Here is a 22,244-nt window from a genome sequence, read left to right as displayed (position 1 = left end):
TTTCGCTTCTACTTCTTCTACAAATGCACCTAATACATTCGCAAGGTCTTCACGTGTGTCGCAAGTATTGATACCGTTACGCACACTCGCATTACCACGAACACCTTTTAAATACCAAGCTGCATGCTTTCTCATCTCTCTTACGGCAACATTTTCATTCTTTAAATCGATAAGACGATCTAGATGCAACATACATACATCAATTTTCTCACGCACTGTTGGTTCCGGCATTAACTCACCTGTCTCTAAATACTTTACCGTACGATAAATCATCCACGGATCTCCAAGAGCAGCGCGACCAATCATAACACCATCTACACCAATTTCATCAAGCATACGCTTTGCATCTTGTGGTGTTTCGACATCACCATTTCCGATAACCGGAATATTTACAGCCTGCTTTACTTCTTTAATAATATTCCAATCCGCTTTACCTTCATACATTTGCACTCGTGTACGACCATGAACCGCTACCGCTTGTCCACCAGCACGCTCAACAGCTCTAGCATTTTCTATTGCGAAAATATGATCTTCATCCCAACCAATACGCATTTTAACTGTAACCGGCTTTTCAACAGCATCTACAACCGCCGCTACCATCTCATATATTTTATTTGGGTCTAAAAGCCACTTTGCTCCTGCATCACACTTAGTGATTTTCGGTACTGGGCACCCCATATTAATATCAATAATGTCTGCTGTCGTATATTTATCTACGTATTTCGCAGCATCGACAAGAGTCTCTTTCTCTCCACCAAAAATTTGTAAACTTAATGGCTTTTCTCTCTCATCGATATATAGCATATCTAATGTTCTTTTGTTATTAAGTAATATTGCCTTATCACTTACCATTTCGGCACAAACTAAACCTGCACCAAATTCTTTTACTGTCAAACGGAATGCAGAGTTACACACTCCCGCCATCGGTGCTAATACAACCGGATTTTTCATCTCAATATTTGCAATCTTTAACACTCGATTTGCTCCTTCCTTCATAGTCACTTCGGCATTAGTTCATCTATCGAGACCTTTAATGCTTTAGCAACTTCTACTACAAAATCTTGGGAAGGCGATCGATTCCCTCTCTCAACTTCACCTAAAACAGATACAGATACCCCTAATTCTTTAGCAAAACCTTCTTGTGTATAGCCTTTTAGCTTTCGAAAAGCACGAATGCGTCTTCCCCATTTTTCTGCTTCCATACCGTTACTCCCTCTCGCCTTTTCATTTCTTCTACTTGTGAACATGAAATGTCTTGTTTTATATCTTGATTAATTTCTAACAACGGAACGATAACAAAAGCTCTTTCGAACATCCGCGGATGCGGAACAATAAGATTCTCTGCTTCAATATTTTCTTGATTATATAGTAAAATGTCAAGGTCGATGGTCCTCGGGCCCCACCTAATTTCCCTCTTTCTTCCTAAATCATTCTCTACCTTTTGCGTTATTTTCAATAATTCTTGTGGCGATAAATTGGTAGAAATTTTTATAACTAAATTTAAAAAGCAACTTTGGTCAGTATAACCAACTGGTTCTGTTTCATATACAGACGAAACATCATCAACTTGGATATAAGGGTTTTTATTTAAAAACTGAATCGCTTCAGTTAAATACGTATAACGCTCTCCAATATTTGAACCTAATGCAATGTACGCTATATTATTCATGGACGCTCTCTCGTAATTTCCACAGCTACAGCACGATAATGCCCCGGTATTGGTGGATCCGGTTTAATTACCTTAATTGTACACCGTGAAATACTCTCATATTCTTTCAATATATCTGTAGCTATATTTTCAGCGATACTCTCCACAAGCTTATACGTTCTATCTTCAACAACTTTTCTACATAGTTCGAAAAGCTCCCCGTAATTGACAGAATGCTTCAAGTCGTCGCTTTCTCCTGCGTGTTTTAAATCTAACTCCACCGTTAAATCCACTTTAAATCTCTGACCTAATTTATTCTCTTCTGGGAATACACCATGATAACCGTAAAACTCCATATCATGGATATAAATTTTATCCAATTATTTTGCCCCCCTTACCAATCATCGCGTCCATCATCTTAGCCATACGCGCCATTTCTTTCACATCATGAACACGGATAAACTCACAGCCCTTTTCAATACCAAGACAAACGGTAGCGCCCGTTCCTTCAAGACGTTCCTCCACAGGTAAATCTAATACATGACCAATAAAGGACTTTCTTGAAGTACCTAAGAGGACTGGATAACCCAGTACATTTAACTGTTCTAAATTACGCATCGCTTCTAAATTTTGTTCAGGCGTTTTCGCAAAACCGATACCTGGGTCTAAAATAATATTCTCATCTGGCACACCAGCATCTTTAGCAATTTTAATACTTTCATACAAATCAGCAATCATATCAGCCATTAAGTTGCGATAGTTCATATTATCTCGGTTATGCATTAAGATAATGGGTACATCATAATAGGCTGCAACTTCAGCAATCTTCGGTTCCGCCTTCGCTCCCCAAATATCATTAATAATATGAGCACCAGCTTCAATCGCTTGTTTTGCAACTTCAGCTTTATACGTATCAATAGAAATAGGTAATTTCACTTCTTTCGAAACTGCCTGAATCATCGGAACGACTCGCTTTATTTCTTCTTCTACCGAAACTTTAGCAAAACCTGGGCGGGTAGATTCACCACCGATATCAATAATATGAGCACCTTCATTTTTCATTTCTTTCGCGTGACGCACTGCAGCATCTACCTCGTCGTAACTCCCACCATCAGAAAACGAATCTGGTGTTACATTTAAAATCCCCATAATTAATGTCTTTTCATTTAAGTTCAATGTATATTCGCCGCAGCGTAAATCATAATCCCACTTCAAATTACACATCTCCTCTTCGCAATTCATTTCTGCTCCACAACTTCTCTCTCTGCACTTCATAAAGATCCATAAATCTTTTTGTAACTATTCCCACTTTGCCCGGGAAATCTTCCCCCTCTATACGATAAAGAGGAACAATTTCTTGAATAGAGTTCGTCACGAACACTTCATCGGCTGAAAGCAATTCATCTTTTGTAAAGAAACCTTCCTTTACTTCTATACCCAGCTCTTCAGCAACCTTTATAATAAATGCACGAGTGATACCGTTTAAAATCCCTGTTTCTAACGAAGGAGTATACAAAGTACCTCCTTTAACAAAAAAGAGATTCGAAACAATCCCCTCTGCAACATAACCTGCTTCAGTAAGGAAAATCCCTTCCTTATTCACACCATTTCCAATTTCGCGTTTCCCTAAAATATTATTTAAATAATGATGGGACTTCAAGCGAAACGCACCCTCTGGTGTATTTCGTACTTGTTTTAAAATAACCCCTTCTTTCTCCACTACTTCTCCTGGAATTGCTAAAGGTTTTATAAAAACAATAACAGATGGTTCTTCATACACATTCGTTTGCAACCCTATTTCATCTATACCCGCCGATACATTAAAGCGTACATACGCATGCTTCAATTCGTTCTTAACGAGTAGATTCTCCAAAATACGTATTACGTCATCTTTCGTCATTGTCCATTTGATTTGCAATGTATCCAGCGCATCCATTAAACGTTCATAATGATCACCCAACAAGAAAGGATGACCATTATAAATACGAAACGTCTCAAAAACTCCAAGCCCATATAAATAACCATGATCATAAGGAGAAATTTTCGCTTCACTCACTTCTACATACGCGCCATTTACGTAAATTAACATAACGTCACACTTGGACTATATTTGCGAATAAAATTATGTAACAACTCTTTCCCATGAGAAGTCATAATAGATTCTGGATGGAATTGTACACCTTCAATCGGCAACGTTTTATGACGAAGCGCCATAATCTCTCCCTCTTCCGTCCAAGATGTGATCTCTAAACATTCTGGTAACGTCTCTTTTTTAACAATAAGCGAATGATAACGCGTTGCAGTAAACGGATTAGGAATATCCGAGAAAATCGTCTTTCCGTCATGATGCATAGGCGACGTTTTCCCATGCATTAATCGTTCTGCACGAACAACCTCTCCACCAAACACTTGCGCAATTGATTGGTGCCCAAGGCAAACTCCAAAAATCGGAATCTTTCCAGCGAAGTATTGAATAACTTCCATACTAATACCCGCTTCATTAGGACTACATGGACCTGGCGAAATCATTAAAAAGTCTGGTTTCATATTCTCAATATCCGAAATAGTCACCTCATCATTACGCTTAACAACAAGCTCTTGTCCAAGTTCTCCAAGAAACTGCACTAAATTAAATGTAAAAGAATCATAATTATCAATCATCAATATCATTTCTCTCACCTAACCGTTTCTTCGCTACTTTCTTTCGCACGCCATAAAGCGATTGCCTTTTTTAACGACTCTTTATATTCATTTTTTGGATTCGAATCAATTACAATTCCCGCTCCAGCTTGTACATGCGCTTGCCCATCTTTAGCAAGCAGTGTTCGGATTACAATATTCAATTCCGTATCTCCGGAATAACCGATCCAACCAATTGACCCCGTATAAATCCCTCGGCGAACAGGTTCTAGTTCTTCAATAATTTCCATCGTACGTATTTTCGGAGCACCAGTAATTGTCCCGCCAGGAAATACAGCCTTTACTAAATCGAACGCATCCTTATCTTCTTCCACTTCACCGCGCACATTAGAAACAATATGCATAACGTGCGAGTACTTTTCAATTACCATAAATTCATCTACTTCAACCGTTCCATATTTACAAATCCGGCCTAAATCGTTTCGTTCTAAATCCACAAGCATTACATGCTCTGCTCTTTCCTTTTCGTTCTCAATTAATTCCCTTGCTAATTCTTCATCCTCTTGTTCATTCGCACCGCGGGATCTTGTACCAGCAATTGGTCTTGTACTTACTTCTGGCCCTTGTTTTTTAATTAGCAATTCAGGCGAAGCACTAACAATTTGAAAATCCCCAAGCTCCAAGTAGCCCATATATGGAGATGGATTAATTTCACGAAGACTTGTATAAATTTCTAGCGGATGTGTTTGTAAAGTTCTTTCTTGCCTTGTCGACAAGTTTACTTGAAACACATCACCCGCTCCAATATATTCTTGAATACGTTCAACGGCCTTTATAAAGCCCTCTTCCGTAAAAGCAACTGCTTCATTTTTCTTTTCAGGACATTCAAACGGCATAGTCAATTTAGGTGCTTCTTTCACCCAAAGATCCTTCCATGCATTTAATCGTTCTTCTGCCTTTTCATGTTTATCTACATAATGCGTAATAATCCATAACACTTGTTCTTTTTGATCGTACACAAACACGTCATCAAATAATAAAAAGAATATATCAGGTATATTCAGATCATCCTCTGCAAGAGAAGGCAGTTTTTCGATATAACGGATACAATCATAACTAAAGTAACCAATTGCACCACCTTGAAAAGGCGGGTACTCCGGATTATAGTCCGTTTTCCATTTCTCCATATATTCTTGCATTAAATCTAATGGATTCCCTTGCTTTATTGTTTCCTTACCACTTTCTCTTATATGTAACGTCTCATTCTTCCCTTGAATTACCGCTACTGGGTCCAGCCCCACAATGTTATAACGACCACCACGTCCACTCTCTAACAAAATATGTTGCGGTTTATCCTTAGAAAGAAATTTATACTGCTTAAAGAAATCTAACTGATATGGAATAGAAAGTGCTAAAGATTTTCTTCGTTGCATATCAACACCCCGTTTTCTTTTATCCCACCCTCTTAGACTAACCAGCTCCAACTACATAAGTTATGTATACAGAGAGTGATTATACTCAAGGGCTAGTGAAAATAAATTAATTATACTACCTCTTATTTTACATGAAGTTTTCTAGTCATTCACTCTTTTCCTTTTTCCAATCCAAAAAGAAAAAGCATCCTCTTTCAAGGATGCTTTTTCAATCGCATTCAATTATGATTCAAATTGATAAAGTGGTGTACTTAAATAACGTTCACCGTTACTCGGAATAATAACAAGTACCTTTTTCCCTTTACCCAATTTCTTCGCAACTTCTGTCGCTGCATAGATGACCGCTCCTGAAGAGATACCTACTAAAATACCTTCTTCTCGAGCAACTCTTCTTGCATATTCGAATGCTTGCTCTGTTTTCACTTGAATAATTTCATCATATACCGCTACATCCAATGTCTCTGGAACAAATCCCGCTCCAATTCCTTGGATTTTATGTGGTCCTGGTTTCCCACCAGATAATACTGGCGAATCCGCAGGTTCTACCGCATAAATTTTAATATCTTTATACGCTTCCTTCAGCACTTCACCAGCACCTGTAATTGTTCCACCTGTACCAATACCCGCGATAAACGCATCTAATTGATCACCCATCTGTTCAACAATTTCTGGACCTGTTGTCAAACGGTGGATTTCTGGGTTCGCTTGATTTTGGAACTGTTGTGGTATAAAGTACCCATGTTCTTTTGCTAATTCAGTTGCCTTACGAATTGCTCCACCCATTCCTTCAGGCCCTGGAGTCAATACTAATTCAGCACCGTAAGCGCGTAATAAATTACGACGCTCAATACTCATTGTTTCTGGCATTACTAAAATTGCCTTATATCCTTTAGCTGCTGCTACCATCGCTAAGCCAATACCTGTGTTACCACTTGTCGGCTCAATGATTGTATCGCCCTCTTTTAATAATCCTTTATTTTCAGCATCTTCAATCATAGCTAACGCGATACGATCTTTAACACTGCTTCCCGGATTCATAAATTCTAATTTTAAGTATACATCTGCGCTGTCTGATTCTACGATGCGGTTCAACTTAACGATCGGCGTTTTCCCGATTAATTCTGAAACTGATTGTGCCACTCGCATTCCTGTCACTCCTAACACCGAGTATTTTTATTGGTTTTATCTATATTTAGATTTTGTCAGAAAATTCCCTGTTTGTCAATCCATTTGGGCGGCTGATTCTCCGCATAAACTTCTTTATTACAGACTCTCAATTAGGCTTGTAATATCTTCTTTAGCGAATTTATATCGTTCATTACAGAAGTGACAGTGAACTTCCGTCTCTTCTTCTTCTTCACGAATTTGCTCTAACTCTGTTTTACCTAAACTAATTAACACACTCTCAATACGTTCGCGCGAGCACGTGCAATTAAATTGAACATCCATAGTTTCTAATACTTTTACTTTATCTTCTCCAAGGACTGCATATAGTAGCTCTTCTGGAGAAAGACCTTGTTCGATCAATGTTGATACAGGAGGGATTTTTTGTAAACGATCTTCAATGAACGAAATTGTTTCTTCCTGTGCGCCTGGCATAATTTGAAGGATAAATCCACCCGCCGCCAATACGCTGTCATCTCCATTTACGAGAACACCGACACCAACAGAAGAAGGTGTCTGCTCAGAAACCGCGAAATAATATGTGAAATCTTCACCTAATTCTCCTGAAACGATTGGAGATTGACCGATAAACGGTTCACGCATACCGATATCTTTAATTACCGTTACAAATCCTTCTGTACCTACCGCTTGATATACACGTAATTTCCCTTGTTCTGTCCCTTCAAAATCAACATGCGGATTCGTTACATAACCACGTACATCTCCATTTGCATGAGCATCTACTAAGATAGGACCAATCGGACCGTTACCCTCTACTTTAATCGTTAACTTTTGCTCACCTTTTAGCATAGCACCCATCATTGTACCCGCAGTTAAAGAACGGCCAAGTGCTGCCGAAGCCGTTCTCCATGTATCATGACGTCTTTGCGCCTCACTTACTGTGTTTGTTGTACGCACACTATACGCACGCACTTCTCCATCAAACGCTAACGCTTTTACTAAATAATCTTTCATACTTATTTATTCACCTTTCTCATACTGTAAATTTGCATTACGTTCATATAACATATACAAACCTTTTAACGTTAAAAATGGATCTACAATATCAATTACATTTGATTCTTCTGAAATTAATTTCGCTAATCCACCTGTTGCAATAACTTTCGGTTCTTGTTTAGCTTCTTCTTTCATACGCTTAACAATACCTTCCACTTGTCCAACGTATCCATAAAGAATACCTGATTGCATCGCACTTACTGTATTCTTCCCGATAACACTACTCGGTTTTGTAATTTCAATACGAGGAAGCTTTGCTGCTCTACTATATAACGCCTCTGCCGAAATCATAATTCCTGGCGTAATAACGCCACCCATATAATGTTTCTCTTCGTTAATATAACAATATGTAGTAGCCGTACCAAAATCAACAATGATAAGAGGACTTCCATACAAATGAATACCTGCTACTGCATTTACAATTCGGTCCGCGCCTACTTCACGTGGATTTTCATATTTAATATTCAAACCTGTTTTTATCCCAGGCCCCACTACAAGCGGTTTAATTTTAAAATACTTTTCACACATACGTTCTAAAGCGAACATAATTGGCGGTACGACTGAAGATACGATAATACCTTTCACATCTTCAAAGGAAAGACCTTCATGCTCAAGTAACTGCTTTACAAGCATCCCATACTCATCTTCTGTTTTATGACGATCCGTTTCCATGCGCCAATGCTGACGAAGTTTCCCCTCTTCAAACACACCTAGTACCGCATTTGTGTTCCCTACATCCAATACAAAAATCATATTCTCACCACTTATCTTATTTAATCTATATTTGTGCAGTATGTATAAAACTTATAAAAACATCATATCACACATACTTATATAATCAGTTTTTCTATACTCATCATTGTACAAAAAGATTACTCTCTATTTCAATTTTTAATAATAGTTTTATTTAAATTCTTTTGCCACTTACATTCATTCCACAAATAAAAAAGGAGTGACTATCGTCACTCCTTCATCTCTTACTTATCTTCTGCGTCTTCATCATCTTTCTTCATATTGATGTTTACTTTCACATCATCTGAAGATGTTGGACGCTCTGGTAATCTGCCATAATCATATAAGTGATTAATTTGCTCTGCATCTAATGTTTCTACTTCAAGTAACGTTTTCGCAATAATATCTAGCTTATCACGTTTTTCAGTAAGAATTTGTTTCGCACGAGCATAACAGTCTTTCATAATAGTTTGCATTTCCACATCAATTTCATGTGCAATTGCATCACTGTAGTTTTGCTCTGAGTGGAAGTCTCTTCCTAAGAATACCTGACCACCTTGTGAGCTACCGAATTGCATCGGGCCAAGCTTATCACTCATACCGAATTCCGTAACCATACGTCTTGCAATGCCAGTCGCACGTTGGAAGTCGTTGTGAGCACCTGTACTTACTTCACCAAATACAATCTCCTCAGCTACTCGACCACCAAGTAAACCAGTGATTTTATCAAGTAACTCTGGTTTTGTCATGAAGTAACGATCTTCTTTCGGAAGCATTACTGCATATCCACCAGCTTGACCACGAGGGACAATTGTTACTTTATGAACGATATCCGCTTCATCAAGGACAACACCAATTACAGTATGGCCAGCTTCATGGAATGCAACGATATTACGTTCTTTTTCAGAGATAACACGACTTTTCTTAGCAGGACCTGCAATAACACGATCCGTTGCTTCATCGATGTCGCTCATATCAATTTTCTTCTTATCTTGACGCGCAGCTACTAGAGCAGCTTCGTTTAATAAGTTTTCAAGATCGGCACCAGAGAATCCTGGTGTACGAGTTGCTATTGCTCTTAAGTTGACATTCTCATCAAGCGGTTTATTACGAGCGTGTACTTTAAGTACAGCTTCACGACCATTTACATCTGGACGATCTACTGTAATTTGACGGTCAAAACGACCTGGACGTAATAACGCTGGATCAAGAATATCAGGACGGTTTGTCGCAGCGATGATAATAATACCTTCGTTTGCACCGAATCCATCCATTTCAACAAGTAATTGGTTCAACGTTTGTTCACGCTCATCATGACCACCGCCAAGACCTGCGCCACGTTGACGTCCTACTGCATCAATTTCATCAATGAAAATGATACAAGGAGCATTTTTCTTTGCATTTTCAAATAAATCACGTACACGGGATGCACCGACACCGACGAACATCTCTACGAAGTCAGAACCACTAATAGAGAAGAACGGAACGCCTGCTTCACCTGCAACAGCACGTGCTAGTAAAGTTTTACCTGTACCTGGAGGTCCCACTAATAGAACACCCTTCGGAATACGGGCACCAACTTCAGCGAACTTACGAGGGTCTTTCAAGAATTCAACTACCTCAACAAGTTCTTGTTTCTCTTCATCCGCTCCAGCAACATCTCTGAAACGAATTTTTTTCTTTTCATCATTGTATAGCTTCGCCTTACTTTTCCCGAAGTTCATAACACGGCTACCGCCGCCCTGAGCTTGATTTAATAAGAAGAAGAATAAAATGAAGATAATGACAAACGGAATGATAGAAGTAAAGAATGTTACCCAAGCACTTGTTTCTTCTGCTGGTTGATACTTAACCTCGGCCCCTTGCGCTTTATCATTAATTTTCTTTTGTAATTCCTCAGTATTTGGTGCATAAGTAACAAATTGTTCTCCTTGGTTAGAAGTATTGAATTGTCCTTTTACTTCAAATACACCATTCTTCGGTTGAAGCTGCACATTGCGCACTTCACCTTTTTCAAGTTTAGTAATGAATTTATCGTAGCTAACTGATGTCGTTTTTTGCGTCGAACCATTAAAATAGCTTACGATCCCAATTACTACTAAGAATATCAGTAAATAAAAGATGGTATTACGGAAGATACGATTCATTCCTAACCTCCTCTCACGGCATAAACACTATAGTAAATCGTAACATAGAAAAACTTTCCTATACAATTGTAACGCCTGTATTTAATTAATTTGAGTAAACACTTGGTTTTAATACTCCCACATACGGAAGATTACGGTATTGCTCTTTATAATCTAATCCATACCCTACAACGAATTCATGAGGGACAGTAAATCCAACATAATCCGCTTTCAGATCAACCTTACGACCTGTTGGTTTATCTAATAATGTAACAATTTTTACAGATTTCGCTTTACGATATTTAAACAGGTCTACTAAATAGCTTAGTGTAAGACCGCTATCAATAATATCTTCAACGATTAAAATATCGCGACCTTCTACAGAAGTATCAAGATCTTTTAAGATTTTTACTTCGCCTGTTGAAACAGTAGAGTGACCGTAGCTAGATACAGCCATAAAATCCATTTCAAGATATGTATCTGTTCTCTTTAATAAATCTGCCATAAATGGCATTGCACCCTTTAGTACACCAATTGCAAGCGGTACTGTATTTTTGTAATCCTCTGCAATAACTGCACCTAATTCGAGCACCTTTTCCTGTATTTGTTCTTCAGAAATTAATACTTTTTCGATATCTTGATTCATCATTTCATTATCCTCCCGGAAGACTCCTTGCTTTTGTAGTGAATAATAATATATTTACCCTTCTTTGCTACCTCTTTCGAAATAGCAAATGCAGATCGTTTCAACAAGGGTACCCAAATAATATTTTCACTTGCATCACAAACGATCGGCCATTCTTCTCTTTTTTCTTTCGGTACTTTCGATTCGATAAAAATAGCTTTTATCTTTTTTGTACCATCCATACCTTGTATTGACATGCGATCTCCATTTTGCCTAGAACGAATACGAAGTGGATACGATATATCATTATACTTAGCAACAAACACTGTTTCATTCATGTTACTTGGTATATCCTCGCTCACCTCTGTTACAAGTTTATCTCCGTTCGGTAATGTAATTGTCCCGGGTACTGATAAATCTTGCAAAAAAGGAGAAACAATTTCTTGTTTAAATCCAAAGCTACATTCTTCGTATGTACGAATAATTTTCAAGCCACCTGGAAAATCCAATGAACCTGAAGGTTGTATCCGCTTAAAAAATTCAATCACCTTGTCAATATGTATAGAAGAAAGCGAAGATGGAATCTTATATTCATAAAGATAGTTTAATATTAGTTGAATCCCTCTCCTTTGTAAAGGCATAGACATGGATTCAAAGGCAGGAATTGATAAGCTAATTTGTTTATCGCTTTTTTTTGTAATTACTTTATTCATTTTCTCAAAAGCTAATTCCTGCAAATAAGCCTCATCCTCTTGCATCTGCACGCTAAATTTTTGGAATTTCTCATGCATTTGTGGATTTTCCTCTTTCAAATAAGGAAGGACATATTTACGTAATCGATTCCTTGTATATACTTCCTTTTTATTACTCGGATCTATACGCGGAATAACTTTTAACTTATTACAGTAATCAACAATCTCTTCCTTAGTTACCCCAAGTAACGGCCTAATTAAATATCCATTATGAAAAGGACGCTTCACTGCAATTCCTGCGTATCCTTTCGGAGTACTCCCTCGTACAAGGCGCATCAAAATCGTCTCTACTTGATCATCTCCATGGTGACCAAGAGCTACATATCTCGCATCATATTTCTTCATTATTGTTTCCAAAAATGCATATCTGCATTCTCTAGCAGCAACTTGTGCATTCATTCCATATTGCTGTTGATATTGCGACACATTAATCCTTATCGTCTCACAAATAACTCCCAGCTCTTTGCAAAGACCCTGTACAAACTGTAGGTCCTCATAAGATTCATTACCTCTAAACATATGATCCACATGTGCTACTACAATTTCGAGTTGCTTTTCTGCCCTTTTTTCTAACAAATAATATAGAAGAGCTAAAGAGTCCGGACCGCCAGAAACCCCTACAACAATTGTTGAATGTTTCTTTAATACATCATGCTGCTTTACAAAGTCATCTACTTTTCCAACAAATGCATCTTTCAACTTCGCAATCACCTTTCATTAAACAAGAACTGCAACATTAGTTACCCTGTATATAATGGTACAACTTTTACAAACATTGTGCAAAAAAAAGATGTACAAAACTCACATTTTTATCTTACATTCCTCCTGTAGATTCAACAAAGTAATTACATTACCTTTTTAATCAAAAAAACCTAGGTAAATACCTAGGTTTTTTTGATTATTTTATTGCGCCTGCATTCCCACTATTGGAATCGTAGCCCACTTCGGCATATTTTTCTTTACTTTCGCCACAACAATAGTCATATCATCATTTATATAACCATCACCAGACCTAATTACTTCTTCCATAATAATATCAGCTATTTCTTGTGGATCCTCTGTTTGTAGTTCTTTAATTTTACGTTTTATCCATAACTCGTGATTCTCCACATGTTGCGCTCCCTCAAAAATGCCATCACTCATCATAATAAGAATATCACCCGTTTTTAATTGCTCACCAACCACATCAACTTCAACATCTTCAATAATTCCTATCGGTAAATTACTTGCCTCAATTTTCAAAATATTATTGCCGCGTTTAACAAAACTCGGCGTCGATCCAACCTTTAAAAACTTCGCACTCGCATCCCGTAAATCTATCATAGCCAAGTCAAGCGTGGTATACATCTCCTCTGTCGTTCTTAAAGAAAGAATTGAATTGATGGACTTAATCGCTATTTCCTCATCAATACCTGATTGAAGGATCTTTTGTAATAATTTTACCGTTTCCCTACTCTCCATATGAGCCCTTTGCCCATTTCCCATACCATCACTAATTGCAAGTGCATATTTTCCAACACTTAAATCCATCATCGCGTAGGAATCGCCTGAAACAAACCCACCACCTTTTGCAGCCGTAGCCAATCCTGTATCAAGAGAATAGGTCTTCGCTGAACCAAATGATATTAAACTGTGACCATTTGGATAAGAGGATTTCTCTTCATGCTTAACAACGATATTTTCTTTTAAAATATCCGAGAGCATCGGCGCAACCAACTTCTCACATTCTCCATGCTCATTAGATACAGCTGGAATCAACATTTCAATATCGATACTTCCTCTGTCTAAACAATAAATATCAACATGCTCCACTTCGACACCAAAATCACGAAACGCTTGTAAAATCTGCTCCTCCTGCGCTTGATGATTCTCTCTTTCTCGTTGTATCTCCTTAGCGAAGTCTTCCATTACTTTTGATACACCTAGTAATTGCTCGGCTACAATTCTACGATTTTCCTTCATTTGTTTTCTTAATTTCTGTCCCTCATAGAAGTGATCTAATTCACCTGCTACTAAATCCGTTACTTTCTTCCCTCTCACACAATGCTTGTCCCATTCACGAACTAACTTCCGATTATGCTGCAACGTTCCTTCTTCTGTCTCGTTCATTATTTGTTTCATATAATCGTACGTTTTATCAAAATTAACTACCCAACATTGATCCTTCTTAAAGCACGTTTGACATGTTTTTGCAGTAATTGTACTTAAAAATAAATCCGCTTCTGTTTCTTTATCTTCCTCTTCCACGTACCCATATACAGAAAAACTATTAGACAAAGCGGCAAATACATTAGCAAATTGATTGATTTTGTTCGCTGTAACATCGCGCATTCTTCGTAAATATTGTTGTTGATCTTGTGAGTGTTCTTGTGTACCTGGCATAAATTTAGCAATACGATCCATAACAAGTTTCGGTGTTAATAAAAAGAAAACAATTGCCACACCAGATTCAATTAAGGTTGTTACAATACTTGTTTGCTTGTCTACATATAACGTAATTAAACTTGTACCAATTAATAACCCTAAACTAACTCCTATACGCTTTCCTTCTTTCAACAATCCCCCAAGCAACCCTGAAAAGGCAAGGAGGCTAAGTTGAGACAAACTAGACACATTCGCTAAACTTAATATCAATCCAGTGACGACTCCCACCGTGGACCCTGTAGCCGCACCAGCAATAAATGCAAATACTAATACTAAGTATCTAGTGAAAATATGTTGAATAGAAGCATCATAAACGAACCAATCTGTTGTACCCGTTAAAACAGATGCTAGTAATATAATTAAACAAACAATTTCTTCTGTTTCTAACGCTTGTTGTTTCCCTTTCCTTTCCACCAAGAGTGGAACACTTTGCAGAAATATCATCGTTAATACGAAACTAAGCCCTGCTTCGATCGTACTAACGAGCAAGTCATACATGGTGACGGTTTGTTGCGCAAAATATACAACAACTAAATGTGCGGTTAATGCGGAGATAAATACTTGGAATGGTACAAGTCCAACAGTTTTACGTGTAAATCGACTAAAGAAGATATTATAAATGAAGAAAGTAAAAATAGATGCAAAAGTAAAAAATAAATTATCTATCGAAACTGAAAGTGCTCCTCCCATTAGAGCTAAAAATGCGAGCGGCATTTTATCTCGCTTCATAACATAAACAGCAGCAAAAAACGGCAATGCAAAAGGTAAGATGTTCGTTAATATATATGCTCGTCCCAAAAGAAAACCAATAACAACAATTATGAATCCCCATCTAAAGAAAACTTGTTCAAATTTCATTCGCAACTTACTTGTCCACTTCATTGTTCCAAGCTGACTTTCATTCATCGCCAATGTACTTGTATTCATAGTAGTCCTTCCTGCTTTAGGCATATTTTTAACACCACCTGCATAGTTTAATTACTGTCATTATAAAAGATGATTATTGGGATTTTTGTCAAAACAACAGTTTTCACTTTTATAATCGTTCGACGTTTTATTCGAAATAAGTCTACATATATACACAGTATTTAATTTATCTATTTATAGTCGATGGAATATTCAGAAAATATAGGGTGATTTTGTAGAAGTGTTGTATGTCTTAATTTACTTAACAAAAAAAGATCATGCAATTTGCATGATCTTTTTTAGATGACCCGTACGGGATTCGAACCCGTGTTACCGCCGTGAAAGGGCGGTGTCTTAACCACTTGACCAACGGGCCGTTAAATTAAATATAGCGGCGGAGGGGATCGAACCCCCGACCTCACGGGTATGAACCGTACGCTCTAGCCAGCTGAGCTACACCGCCATGTCGTCGTATTTAACGGACAATTAGTATCTTACATCAGATATGTTTTAAAGTCAATACATCTAAAAAACTTTTTTAAAAATATATTCTCTCACATAAAAAAGTACCCGAGTAATTACTCTGGGTACCTCTCTATATGCTAAGAATTAAACGGACTTATTATCCGCGACGTGCGCCACGGCCACCACGTTTAGATTCTGTGTTACGCTTTAAAGAAGTTAAACGATCTTCACTATCTTTTAAAAAGCGTGCCATCTTTTGCTCAAATGTTTCTTTTGGAGCTCGGTCGTTACCGCCACCGCGGTTATCTCTGTTGAAAGAACGATTATTACGTTGTGGACGTCCAGAACGTTGTTGATCACCACCGCGTTGTTGGTATTCACCACGTGGACGATCTCCTTCTGTTTTTTCGCGTTCTTTCGCTTTTTTAATAGATAGACCAATTTTTCCATCTTTTTCAACATTAATAACTTTTACTTCTACTTGGTCGCCCACTTTTAAGTGATCGTTAATATCTTTCACATAATTATCAGCAACTTCACTAATATGAACAAGACCCGTTAAGCCTTCTGGCAGCTCCACAAAAGCGCCAAAATTTGTAATACCTGTTACTTTACCCTGTAACTTGCTGCCTACCTCGATTGACATAAAAAAAATGCTCCTCCTTAGTGGTTAAAAAGTCAAATTTTACTTTATTATATATAATCCTAAAATATAGTGTCAATAAGACATACTCTACTTAGAAACAGGAAAAATTATCTCCCCTTTTCCGGAGAAGAAATAATCCCTTCTAGCAATCTTTAAAACGTACTCTTCATCATTTAACTTTTGAACTTCGTCTTTTAGACTTTTTTCTTTTTTCGTTAATGAATCCAGTTCTTTTTTCATGTCCTTAACTTTTGCCTCTTTTGCTTTAATGGAACTGTTTTGTTGATAAAACGTTACACTAATACTCGCAATAATTGTAAAAGCAAAGACAAGAAAAACCGCTAAACGGCGATAAAGTCGCTTCCTGTTCTCATCCGTTTGTATTATATGTTCTTTGACAGGATTTGGACTCTGTTTTTCGATTGTTCTTTGTCTCAGTTCCCTCATTTCCGAGGTCCCCCTAACTTCTTTTTTATACGCTCCCATAATTGGGAGATATGTCCCTTCAACTTTGCTATATATTGCAGGAACCCTACATGCTTCGTTATAAAAAGTTTAACACGATTAGGGAGAAGTTTCCATATGAGTGAAGCAATAAATCGAACAGGCCAGAAAAAAACTTTCCATATGAAAAGTAATATCCAAATCGCCATTTTCCATAACACATGTCCAATTGAAAGCAGTACACGAAATAAGAATAATATAAATGCAATAAATAGCTGCGCTATAATAATAACAGGTTTTATCATGAGTAGCTGTATAATTCGAACAAAAAATTGTATTGTTTGCACAAAAATATAGATGAGAAAATTTAACATCTTCATGTATACTGCTTTCAATAAACTTTGATATGCCGCAAAACCGCATAGTAATGCCAAAAATACATATATACGTAATTCAGCTTCATTCACGAGCAGTAATACATAAAAAACAAATAAGGCTTGGACAATCCAAAATAGTATATCATGTATAAATACAAGCCAACGTTTACGCTCTTGGCGTTTTAAGAATCGTTGATACGTATCTAAAGATGCACCAATCCAAGCACCCATTCCAATCATTGAAAGCATTGTATACAACTGAATCGTTAGGCTCATTTAAACAACTTACTAAAGAAACCTTTAGTTTTCTCCCCTTGATTCTCATCGATATACAGCATCTCATGAATTTTCCCTTTAATCGATACAACACCCTTTTCTACATCTAAATTCTTCATCTGTAAATTTTGACCACGAATTGTTAAAAAACCCATTACAGTCTCAAGTAAAAACTCTTCGCTATCAAAACTCTCCACTTGCTTTACACCAGTAATATCGATTACACGCCTGCCACGCATGATAATATCATGCTCTACAGAAACATTTTGTTGATTAGAAGACATAGGTGAGTAACCATTATTCACGAAAATCCCCCCATAGCTTTATACTAGCTAATAGTAATGTATGAAGGGGTGACCCATTTTAGAACAAGCCTTCTTCTGCTTTTACTTTTTCTTCGCGAACTATACTATACATGTTTGCTGCATCTTCTTTTTTAGTCGTTTCTTTCAATTCATTTACTTTCACAGTTACTATTTTTTGACCAAAACGAATTGTTAATTCATCATCTATCTTTACATCTGAACTCGCTTTTGCCACTTGACCATTAATGGATATTCTTCCTTGATCAGATACTTCTTTTGCTAATGTTCTTCTTTTAATTAAACGTGACACTTTCAAAAACTTATCTAAACGCATATCAAGTCCCCCTATTAACGCTCTGTTTGTTTGGCCTCTTCCCATAAAACATCTAACTGTTCTAATGACAAATCTTGCATTTCTTTATTCATTTCTGCTACTTTTGCTTCCATGTATAAAAAACGACCGGTAAATTTCTCATTAGTTGAACGCAACGCTTCTTCTGGATCTATTTTATAATGACGAGCTATATTAACAAATGCAAATAGTAAATCACCAAATTCACCTAGCATCTTTTCCTCATCCATGTTTACAACTTCTTGCTGGAATTCTTGCCATTCTTCTAAGGCTTTCTCTATCATCGGCTGCACATCAACCCAATCAAATCCAACCTTTCCAGCTTTCTTCTGAATTTCATAAGCACGCATTAGCTGCGGTAAGCTTTTTGGAATACCGGTTAAAACAGATTCTTTCACGAATCCCTTTTCTTGTTTTTTAATCTCTTCCCAATTCGCAATTACTTCATCAGCATTATTTACATCCGTATTCCCAAACACATGCGGGTGACGACGAACCATTTTCTCAGATAAAGTTCGAATAATATCATCTATAGAGAACCAACCTTCATCCTCTCCAATTTGAGCATGAAGCATAACTTGTAATAATATATCACCCAGTTCTTCTACTAAATGATCATCATCCTCTTCATCAATGGCTTCTAGCACTTCATATGCTTCTTCAATTAAGTATTTCTTTAAAGATTGATGAGTTTGCTTTTTATCCCACGGGCAACCATTCGGTCCACGAAGATCAGCAATAATTGCTCTAAGCACATCAAACTGCTGATATAAGGATGCACGTTCCTTAACTGGCGGTACATATACACTCGTTAAATTATTTAATTCCGTTTCATGATCTAACATGTATAATGGCACTTTTTTCACTTGCTCAAATGAAGTTCCTGCAGCTGTTACGATATACACTTCGTAATCATCTGGCAACATCTCCATTAACGGCAGTTTCACATCTGAAGCAACAAACGCATCATACACTTGGCAAAAGATTAAATGTTGACGTAATTCTAATTGCCCTCTTTCAAATGATGTAGCATCAATTAATTGAAATCCTTCAATCGGATCAATTTTTAGACTCGCAAACATCGGATCAAGGAAACTTTGTCCACCTTCAAGTCGCACTTCAATATTTGCTACCTCTCCTTTTTCCAAAAGTAGCTGAACTGTTCTTTCTGCTACAAGCGGATGACCAGGAACGGCATAAATAATTTCTGTACCTTTAGCTTGTTCTAATAACGTATTCGCGATTGTTTCATATACGATTTCAAATGTATCATGCGCTTCGTATACATCGTCAAAAGCTGTATATTTTATGCCTTCTTTCTCCAATTCTTCTATAACTGGGTGTTCCTTCGTTCTAACAAACATATGGTCCGCTTCTTTTATCTTTCGATATACACCCATCGTTAACTGATCTAACTCACCAGCACCTAATCCTAAAATAGTAATAATTCCACTCACAACCAGTCACCTCTATCCACTCTTCTTCAATGAACCTTCTTTTTTCTCTTGTTTCATAACGGTTCCTAATTCTTCTTTTGTAAATACACGTAATTTTAAAATTAAAAACATATATGCTAATCCGCCGATAGCTACACCTAACAACGCTTCAAGCGTCGCAATTCCTCTATGTCCTGTATCAATTACTAATCCAGACATTCGCAACACACGCATAAAGATTATTAATACAAACCCCATACCAATACCACTAATAACTACACCTAACATATTCCGCTTATCAACAAGCGGCTCTGATACAGCTCGCATAAGTAATACACTATTTAGCAAGGCAATTACAATAAGCGCAACTAAAGTTGCAATTGCAGCTCCCTTTACACCAAAATACGACATTAATATATAGTTTAAAGCTAGCTTCAAACAACCTCCAAATACAACGAATATTGCTGGCTTTAATGTTTGTCCTAACCCTTGCAAAATAGAAGCAGTTGTAATTGACAATGAACTAAATAAAATAGATAAAGATAAAATCGATAACACATCTGACCCATCACTATTCTCAAATAACATAATATTTGCAGGCTGAATAATACAAGTTAATCCGATGGCTGCTGCAAATCCAATAACAAATGTTATTTTCATCGCTAACTTTACCTTTTCTTGAATAAAAGCAAGATCTCCTCTTTCCTTTGCCGCTGTAATAATCGGAATCAGTGACAATGAGAAAGAAGTTGTCACGACAGTACCTAATTGCATAAGGGGGATACTTCTGTCATAAACACCTTTTAGTACCTTTGCATTTTCAACTTGCTCCCCCGCGCGAATAAGCAAGGTATAAAAGGAAATAGAATCCGCCATTTGTATAAAAATAAGGACTAAATTACTAACACAAATCGCTAATCCCTGCCAAAAAAGGATTCTAATAATCCTTTTTTTATCTCCAACTCTCTTCCAACTTTTAAAGAAAATAGACCGAAAATCATGACGCATATAAAGTAAAAGTACGATAATCCCAATAAGCCCACCTGCAATCGAACCTAACATAGCACCTGCACCGACTGTATATAGATCAAATCCGTGAGCAATAAGGAATAGTGATAAAAAGACAATAATAGATACACGAATCGTTTGTTCAATTACTTGTGAAACAGCCGTCGGCATCATATTATTGAATCCCTGAAAATACCCTCTCGCTACGGATAAGAATGGCATTAATATGAATGAAAATGAAATAACACGTAATAACTTATATAAGTGTACATCACCCATAGCCGATGCAATCGTTTCGGCACCAAAGAACAATGTGAAAAACCCTATAAAGCCAATTCCTAATAAAAACCAAAAAGATACACAAATAATTTCTTCTGCTTCTTTTTGTTTTCCTTGTTCTAATCTTTCTGCGACCATTTTTGAAATAATAATAGGAAACCCATAAGTAGCTAAAATTAAACAAAATCCATAAAACGGATAAATTTGTTGGTAAATATAAAAACCAATATCACCCGCTATATTTTGATATGGAATACGGTAAAAAGCGCTTAATACTTTCGTAACAAAACTTGCGATTGTTAATATAATAGCCCCACGCCAAAAGGCTTGATACTTCTTCGCTTCCATACAAGAAAACTCCTTTTTCTATTCTCACCCCTCGTATTATATCATAAAGAAAAGAACAAGCTCCCTTGCCTCCACAAGTAATAATACGTTCGTGCAACACTAGAAAATGTTCAACGAAAAAAGGTAGCAAAGCGCTACCTTCGTTCAATATACTTATATCTCCAAATAGTTAATTTCTCAAATAGAAATATCATAATTAGGAAAGATTGCTACTTATAGAAATTACACTTCACTACTGCTCCATTTGTTTCGCTAAAAAGCTTGCAGCTGTATTTACTGACTTATGCTCTACTTCACTTATAATAGCCTCTTTAGAGAAGATAACAACAGCTCCAATTGGATCCCCATTCGCAACAATCGGGCCAATTGTATAGGAGCTCACTTTTTCTGTTACTCCATCAATAATTGAAATTTCGCTTTCATCTGTCATAATTACAGACTTACGCTCTTCCATTGTCTTCTCGATTAAATCGCCAACACTTTTATTTAAGTATTCTTTTTTAGATACGCCTGCTACTGCGATAATAGAATCACGATCGCATACAAGCACATTATGTCCTAAGCTATCGTATAAAGCTTCCGTATATTCCTTTGCAAAATTACCTAGTTCACTAATTGGAGAATATTTTTTCAAAATCACTTCTCCATCGCGATCAACAAATATTTCTAGTGGGTCTCCTTCTCGAATACGTAAAGTTCTACGAATTTCCTTCGGGATTACTACCCTGCCTAAATCATCAATTCGACGTACGATTCCAGTTGCTTTCATTCTAATGCTGCCTCACTTTCTACTGATGATCAAAAGTGGTGAATTTACCTGTTCATGTAAAAATCACCAACT

23 protein-coding genes and 2 tRNA genes (1 of these 25 running past the window's edge) are annotated in these 22,244 nt (G+C 37.0%); all 25 read right to left on the bottom strand.

Annotated features, from left to right (window positions below):
- Nucleotides 1–975 carry the 5' portion of a tRNA dihydrouridine synthase DusB gene (gene dusB, locus LUS72_RS00425; protein WP_141533413.1) on the bottom strand. 24 nt of this gene lie to the left of the window's left edge, so only the first 975 of its 999 coding nucleotides appear in the window; its start codon is at nt 973–975; its stop codon lies off the left edge, out of view.
- Nucleotides 976–998: 23 nt separating this feature from the next.
- On the bottom strand, nt 999–1,202 hold the full coding sequence (locus LUS72_RS00420; RefSeq protein WP_000387027.1) for a helix-turn-helix domain-containing protein: 204 nt from the start codon (nt 1,200–1,202) through the stop codon (nt 999–1,001).
- Nucleotides 1,154–1,669 (bottom strand): 2-amino-4-hydroxy-6-hydroxymethyldihydropteridine diphosphokinase, encoded by a 516-nt coding sequence (gene folK, locus LUS72_RS00415; RefSeq protein WP_097832974.1) that lies wholly within the window; start codon nt 1,667–1,669, stop codon nt 1,154–1,156. The genes LUS72_RS00420 and folK overlap by 49 nt, the downstream gene beginning before the upstream one ends.
- Nucleotides 1,666–2,028, bottom strand: a complete 363-nt coding sequence (gene folB / locus LUS72_RS00410) for a dihydroneopterin aldolase (RefSeq protein WP_097832975.1) — start codon at nt 2,026–2,028, stop codon at nt 1,666–1,668. Before folB ends, folK begins: the two co-directional genes overlap by 4 nt.
- Nucleotides 2,021–2,890, bottom strand: a complete 870-nt coding sequence (gene folP, locus LUS72_RS00405) for a dihydropteroate synthase (protein ID WP_264448501.1) — start codon at nt 2,888–2,890, stop codon at nt 2,021–2,023. Before folP ends, folB begins: the two co-directional genes overlap by 8 nt.
- A complete protein-coding gene (gene pabC, locus LUS72_RS00400; RefSeq protein ID WP_264448500.1) occupies nt 2,865–3,737 on the bottom strand; it encodes an aminodeoxychorismate lyase in 873 nt (290 codons plus the stop codon). Before pabC ends, folP begins: the two co-directional genes overlap by 26 nt.
- Nucleotides 3,731–4,318 carry an aminodeoxychorismate/anthranilate synthase component II gene (gene pabA, locus LUS72_RS00395; protein WP_000602299.1) on the bottom strand — a complete coding sequence of 196 codons (588 nt, stop codon included), beginning with the start codon at nt 4,316–4,318 and terminating at the stop codon, nt 3,731–3,733. The genes pabC and pabA overlap by 7 nt, the downstream gene beginning before the upstream one ends.
- Nucleotides 4,319–4,323: 5 nt before the next feature.
- Nucleotides 4,324–5,721 (bottom strand): aminodeoxychorismate synthase component I, encoded by a 1,398-nt coding sequence (gene pabB / locus LUS72_RS00390; RefSeq protein ID WP_097832979.1) that lies wholly within the window; start codon nt 5,719–5,721, stop codon nt 4,324–4,326.
- A 222-nt stretch (nt 5,722–5,943) separates the two neighbouring features.
- Entirely contained in the window at nt 5,944–6,867 is a 924-nt protein-coding gene (cysK, locus tag LUS72_RS00385) for a cysteine synthase A (protein ID WP_071745166.1), read from the bottom strand.
- Between the two features lie 117 nt (nt 6,868–6,984).
- The gene (gene hslO, locus LUS72_RS00380; protein ID WP_098361754.1) at nt 6,985–7,860 is read right to left on the bottom strand and encodes a redox-regulated molecular chaperone HslO; all 876 of its coding nucleotides are present in this window, start codon (nt 7,858–7,860) and stop codon (nt 6,985–6,987) included.
- Between the two features lie 6 nt (nt 7,861–7,866).
- Nucleotides 7,867–8,655: a type III pantothenate kinase gene (locus tag LUS72_RS00375; protein WP_000578370.1), complete on the bottom strand. Its 789-nt coding sequence runs from the start codon at nt 8,653–8,655 to the stop codon at nt 7,867–7,869.
- Nucleotides 8,656–8,879: 224 nt separating this feature from the next.
- Entirely contained in the window at nt 8,880–10,781 is a 1,902-nt protein-coding gene (ftsH, locus tag LUS72_RS00370) for an ATP-dependent zinc metalloprotease FtsH (protein ID WP_097832981.1), read from the bottom strand.
- A gap of 85 nt (nt 10,782–10,866) precedes the next feature.
- Nucleotides 10,867–11,409 carry a hypoxanthine phosphoribosyltransferase gene (gene hpt / locus LUS72_RS00365; RefSeq protein ID WP_000981839.1) on the bottom strand — a complete coding sequence of 181 codons (543 nt, stop codon included), beginning with the start codon at nt 11,407–11,409 and terminating at the stop codon, nt 10,867–10,869.
- The gene (tilS, locus tag LUS72_RS00360) at nt 11,406–12,836 is read right to left on the bottom strand and encodes a tRNA lysidine(34) synthetase TilS (protein ID WP_097832982.1); all 1,431 of its coding nucleotides are present in this window, start codon (nt 12,834–12,836) and stop codon (nt 11,406–11,408) included. Before tilS ends, hpt begins: the two co-directional genes overlap by 4 nt.
- 204 nt (nt 12,837–13,040) lie before the next feature.
- Entirely contained in the window at nt 13,041–15,512 is a 2,472-nt protein-coding gene (gene spoIIE / locus LUS72_RS00355; protein ID WP_141533415.1) for a stage II sporulation protein E, read from the bottom strand.
- A gap of 259 nt (nt 15,513–15,771) precedes the next feature.
- A tRNA-Glu gene (locus LUS72_RS00350) sits at nt 15,772–15,843 on the bottom strand.
- 13 nt (nt 15,844–15,856) lie between these two features.
- A tRNA-Met gene (locus LUS72_RS00345) sits at nt 15,857–15,930 on the bottom strand.
- 159 nt (nt 15,931–16,089) lie between these two features.
- Nucleotides 16,090–16,578 (bottom strand): S1 domain-containing RNA-binding protein, encoded by a 489-nt coding sequence (locus LUS72_RS00340; protein WP_000021449.1) that lies wholly within the window; start codon nt 16,576–16,578, stop codon nt 16,090–16,092.
- Between the two features lie 87 nt (nt 16,579–16,665).
- Nucleotides 16,666–17,025 (bottom strand): cell division protein DivIC, encoded by a 360-nt coding sequence (divIC, locus tag LUS72_RS00335; protein WP_001208735.1) that lies wholly within the window; start codon nt 17,023–17,025, stop codon nt 16,666–16,668.
- Nucleotides 17,022–17,675, bottom strand: a complete 654-nt coding sequence (gene yabQ, locus LUS72_RS00330) for a spore cortex biosynthesis protein YabQ (protein ID WP_097832983.1) — start codon at nt 17,673–17,675, stop codon at nt 17,022–17,024. The genes divIC and yabQ overlap by 4 nt, the downstream gene beginning before the upstream one ends.
- The gene (yabP, locus tag LUS72_RS00325) at nt 17,672–17,980 is read right to left on the bottom strand and encodes a sporulation protein YabP (RefSeq protein WP_001059100.1); all 309 of its coding nucleotides are present in this window, start codon (nt 17,978–17,980) and stop codon (nt 17,672–17,674) included. Before yabP ends, yabQ begins: the two co-directional genes overlap by 4 nt.
- Before the next feature lie 58 nt (nt 17,981–18,038).
- Nucleotides 18,039–18,314, bottom strand: a complete 276-nt coding sequence (locus LUS72_RS00320) for an RNA-binding S4 domain-containing protein (protein WP_097832984.1) — start codon at nt 18,312–18,314, stop codon at nt 18,039–18,041.
- A 14-nt stretch (nt 18,315–18,328) separates the two neighbouring features.
- On the bottom strand, nt 18,329–19,789 hold the full coding sequence (gene mazG / locus LUS72_RS00315) for a bifunctional methyltransferase/pyrophosphohydrolase YabN (RefSeq protein ID WP_097832985.1): 1,461 nt from the start codon (nt 19,787–19,789) through the stop codon (nt 18,329–18,331).
- A gap of 12 nt (nt 19,790–19,801) precedes the next feature.
- Nucleotides 19,802–21,403 (bottom strand): putative polysaccharide biosynthesis protein, encoded by a 1,602-nt coding sequence (locus tag LUS72_RS00310; RefSeq protein WP_097832986.1) that lies wholly within the window; start codon nt 21,401–21,403, stop codon nt 19,802–19,804.
- A 232-nt stretch (nt 21,404–21,635) separates the two neighbouring features.
- Nucleotides 21,636–22,172, bottom strand: coding sequence for a stage V sporulation protein T (gene spoVT, locus LUS72_RS00305; protein WP_000648312.1), 537 nt, complete (start codon nt 22,170–22,172; stop codon nt 21,636–21,638).
- Nucleotides 22,173–22,244: the final 72 nt, after the last annotated feature.

It is taken from the genome of Bacillus cereus, from assembly GCF_025917685.1.
GTDB classification, from domain to species: Bacteria; Bacillota; Bacilli; order Bacillales; family Bacillaceae_G; genus Bacillus_A; species Bacillus_A cereus_AT.
This window is presented reverse-complemented; position numbering and strand designations above follow the sequence as displayed.

What these genes read in the sequence shown, in the direction of transcription:
- LUS72_RS00420 (WP_000387027.1), bottom strand. Translation starts at nt 1,202, where the DNA reads ATGGAAGCAGAAAAATGGGGAAGACGCATTCGTGCTTTTCGAAAGCTA.
- folK (WP_097832974.1), bottom strand. Translation starts at nt 1,669, where the DNA reads ATGAATAATATAGCGTACATTGCATTAGGTTCAAATATTGGAGAGCGT.
- folP (WP_264448501.1), bottom strand. Translation starts at nt 2,890, where the DNA reads ATGAATTGCGAAGAGGAGATGTGTAATTTGAAGTGGGATTATGATTTA.
- pabC (WP_264448500.1), bottom strand. Translation starts at nt 3,737, where the DNA reads ATGTTAATTTACGTAAATGGCGCGTATGTAGAAGTGAGTGAAGCGAAA.
- pabA (WP_000602299.1), bottom strand. Translation starts at nt 4,318, where the DNA reads ATGATATTGATGATTGATAATTATGATTCTTTTACATTTAATTTAGTG.
- pabB (WP_097832979.1), bottom strand. Translation starts at nt 5,721, where the DNA reads ATGCAACGAAGAAAATCTTTAGCACTTTCTATTCCATATCAGTTAGAT.
- cysK (WP_071745166.1), bottom strand. Translation starts at nt 6,867, where the DNA reads ATGCGAGTGGCACAATCAGTTTCAGAATTAATCGGGAAAACGCCGATC.
- hslO (WP_098361754.1), bottom strand. Translation starts at nt 7,860, where the DNA reads ATGAAAGATTATTTAGTAAAAGCGTTAGCGTTTGATGGAGAAGTGCGT.
- LUS72_RS00375 (WP_000578370.1), bottom strand. Translation starts at nt 8,655, where the DNA reads ATGATTTTTGTATTGGATGTAGGGAACACAAATGCGGTACTAGGTGTG.
- ftsH (WP_097832981.1), bottom strand. Translation starts at nt 10,781, where the DNA reads ATGAATCGTATCTTCCGTAATACCATCTTTTATTTACTGATATTCTTA.
- hpt (WP_000981839.1), bottom strand. Translation starts at nt 11,409, where the DNA reads ATGATGAATCAAGATATCGAAAAAGTATTAATTTCTGAAGAACAAATA.
- spoIIE (WP_141533415.1), bottom strand. Translation starts at nt 15,512, where the DNA reads ATGCCTAAAGCAGGAAGGACTACTATGAATACAAGTACATTGGCGATG.
- LUS72_RS00340 (WP_000021449.1), bottom strand. Translation starts at nt 16,578, where the DNA reads ATGTCAATCGAGGTAGGCAGCAAGTTACAGGGTAAAGTAACAGGTATT.
- divIC (WP_001208735.1), bottom strand. Translation starts at nt 17,025, where the DNA reads ATGAGGGAACTGAGACAAAGAACAATCGAAAAACAGAGTCCAAATCCT.
- yabQ (WP_097832983.1), bottom strand. Translation starts at nt 17,675, where the DNA reads ATGAGCCTAACGATTCAGTTGTATACAATGCTTTCAATGATTGGAATG.
- LUS72_RS00320 (WP_097832984.1), bottom strand. Translation starts at nt 18,314, where the DNA reads ATGCGTTTAGATAAGTTTTTGAAAGTGTCACGTTTAATTAAAAGAAGA.
- LUS72_RS00310 (WP_097832986.1), bottom strand. Translation starts at nt 21,403, where the DNA reads ATGGAAGCGAAGAAGTATCAAGCCTTTTGGCGTGGGGCTATTATATTA.
- spoVT (WP_000648312.1), bottom strand. Translation starts at nt 22,172, where the DNA reads ATGAAAGCAACTGGAATCGTACGTCGAATTGATGATTTAGGCAGGGTA.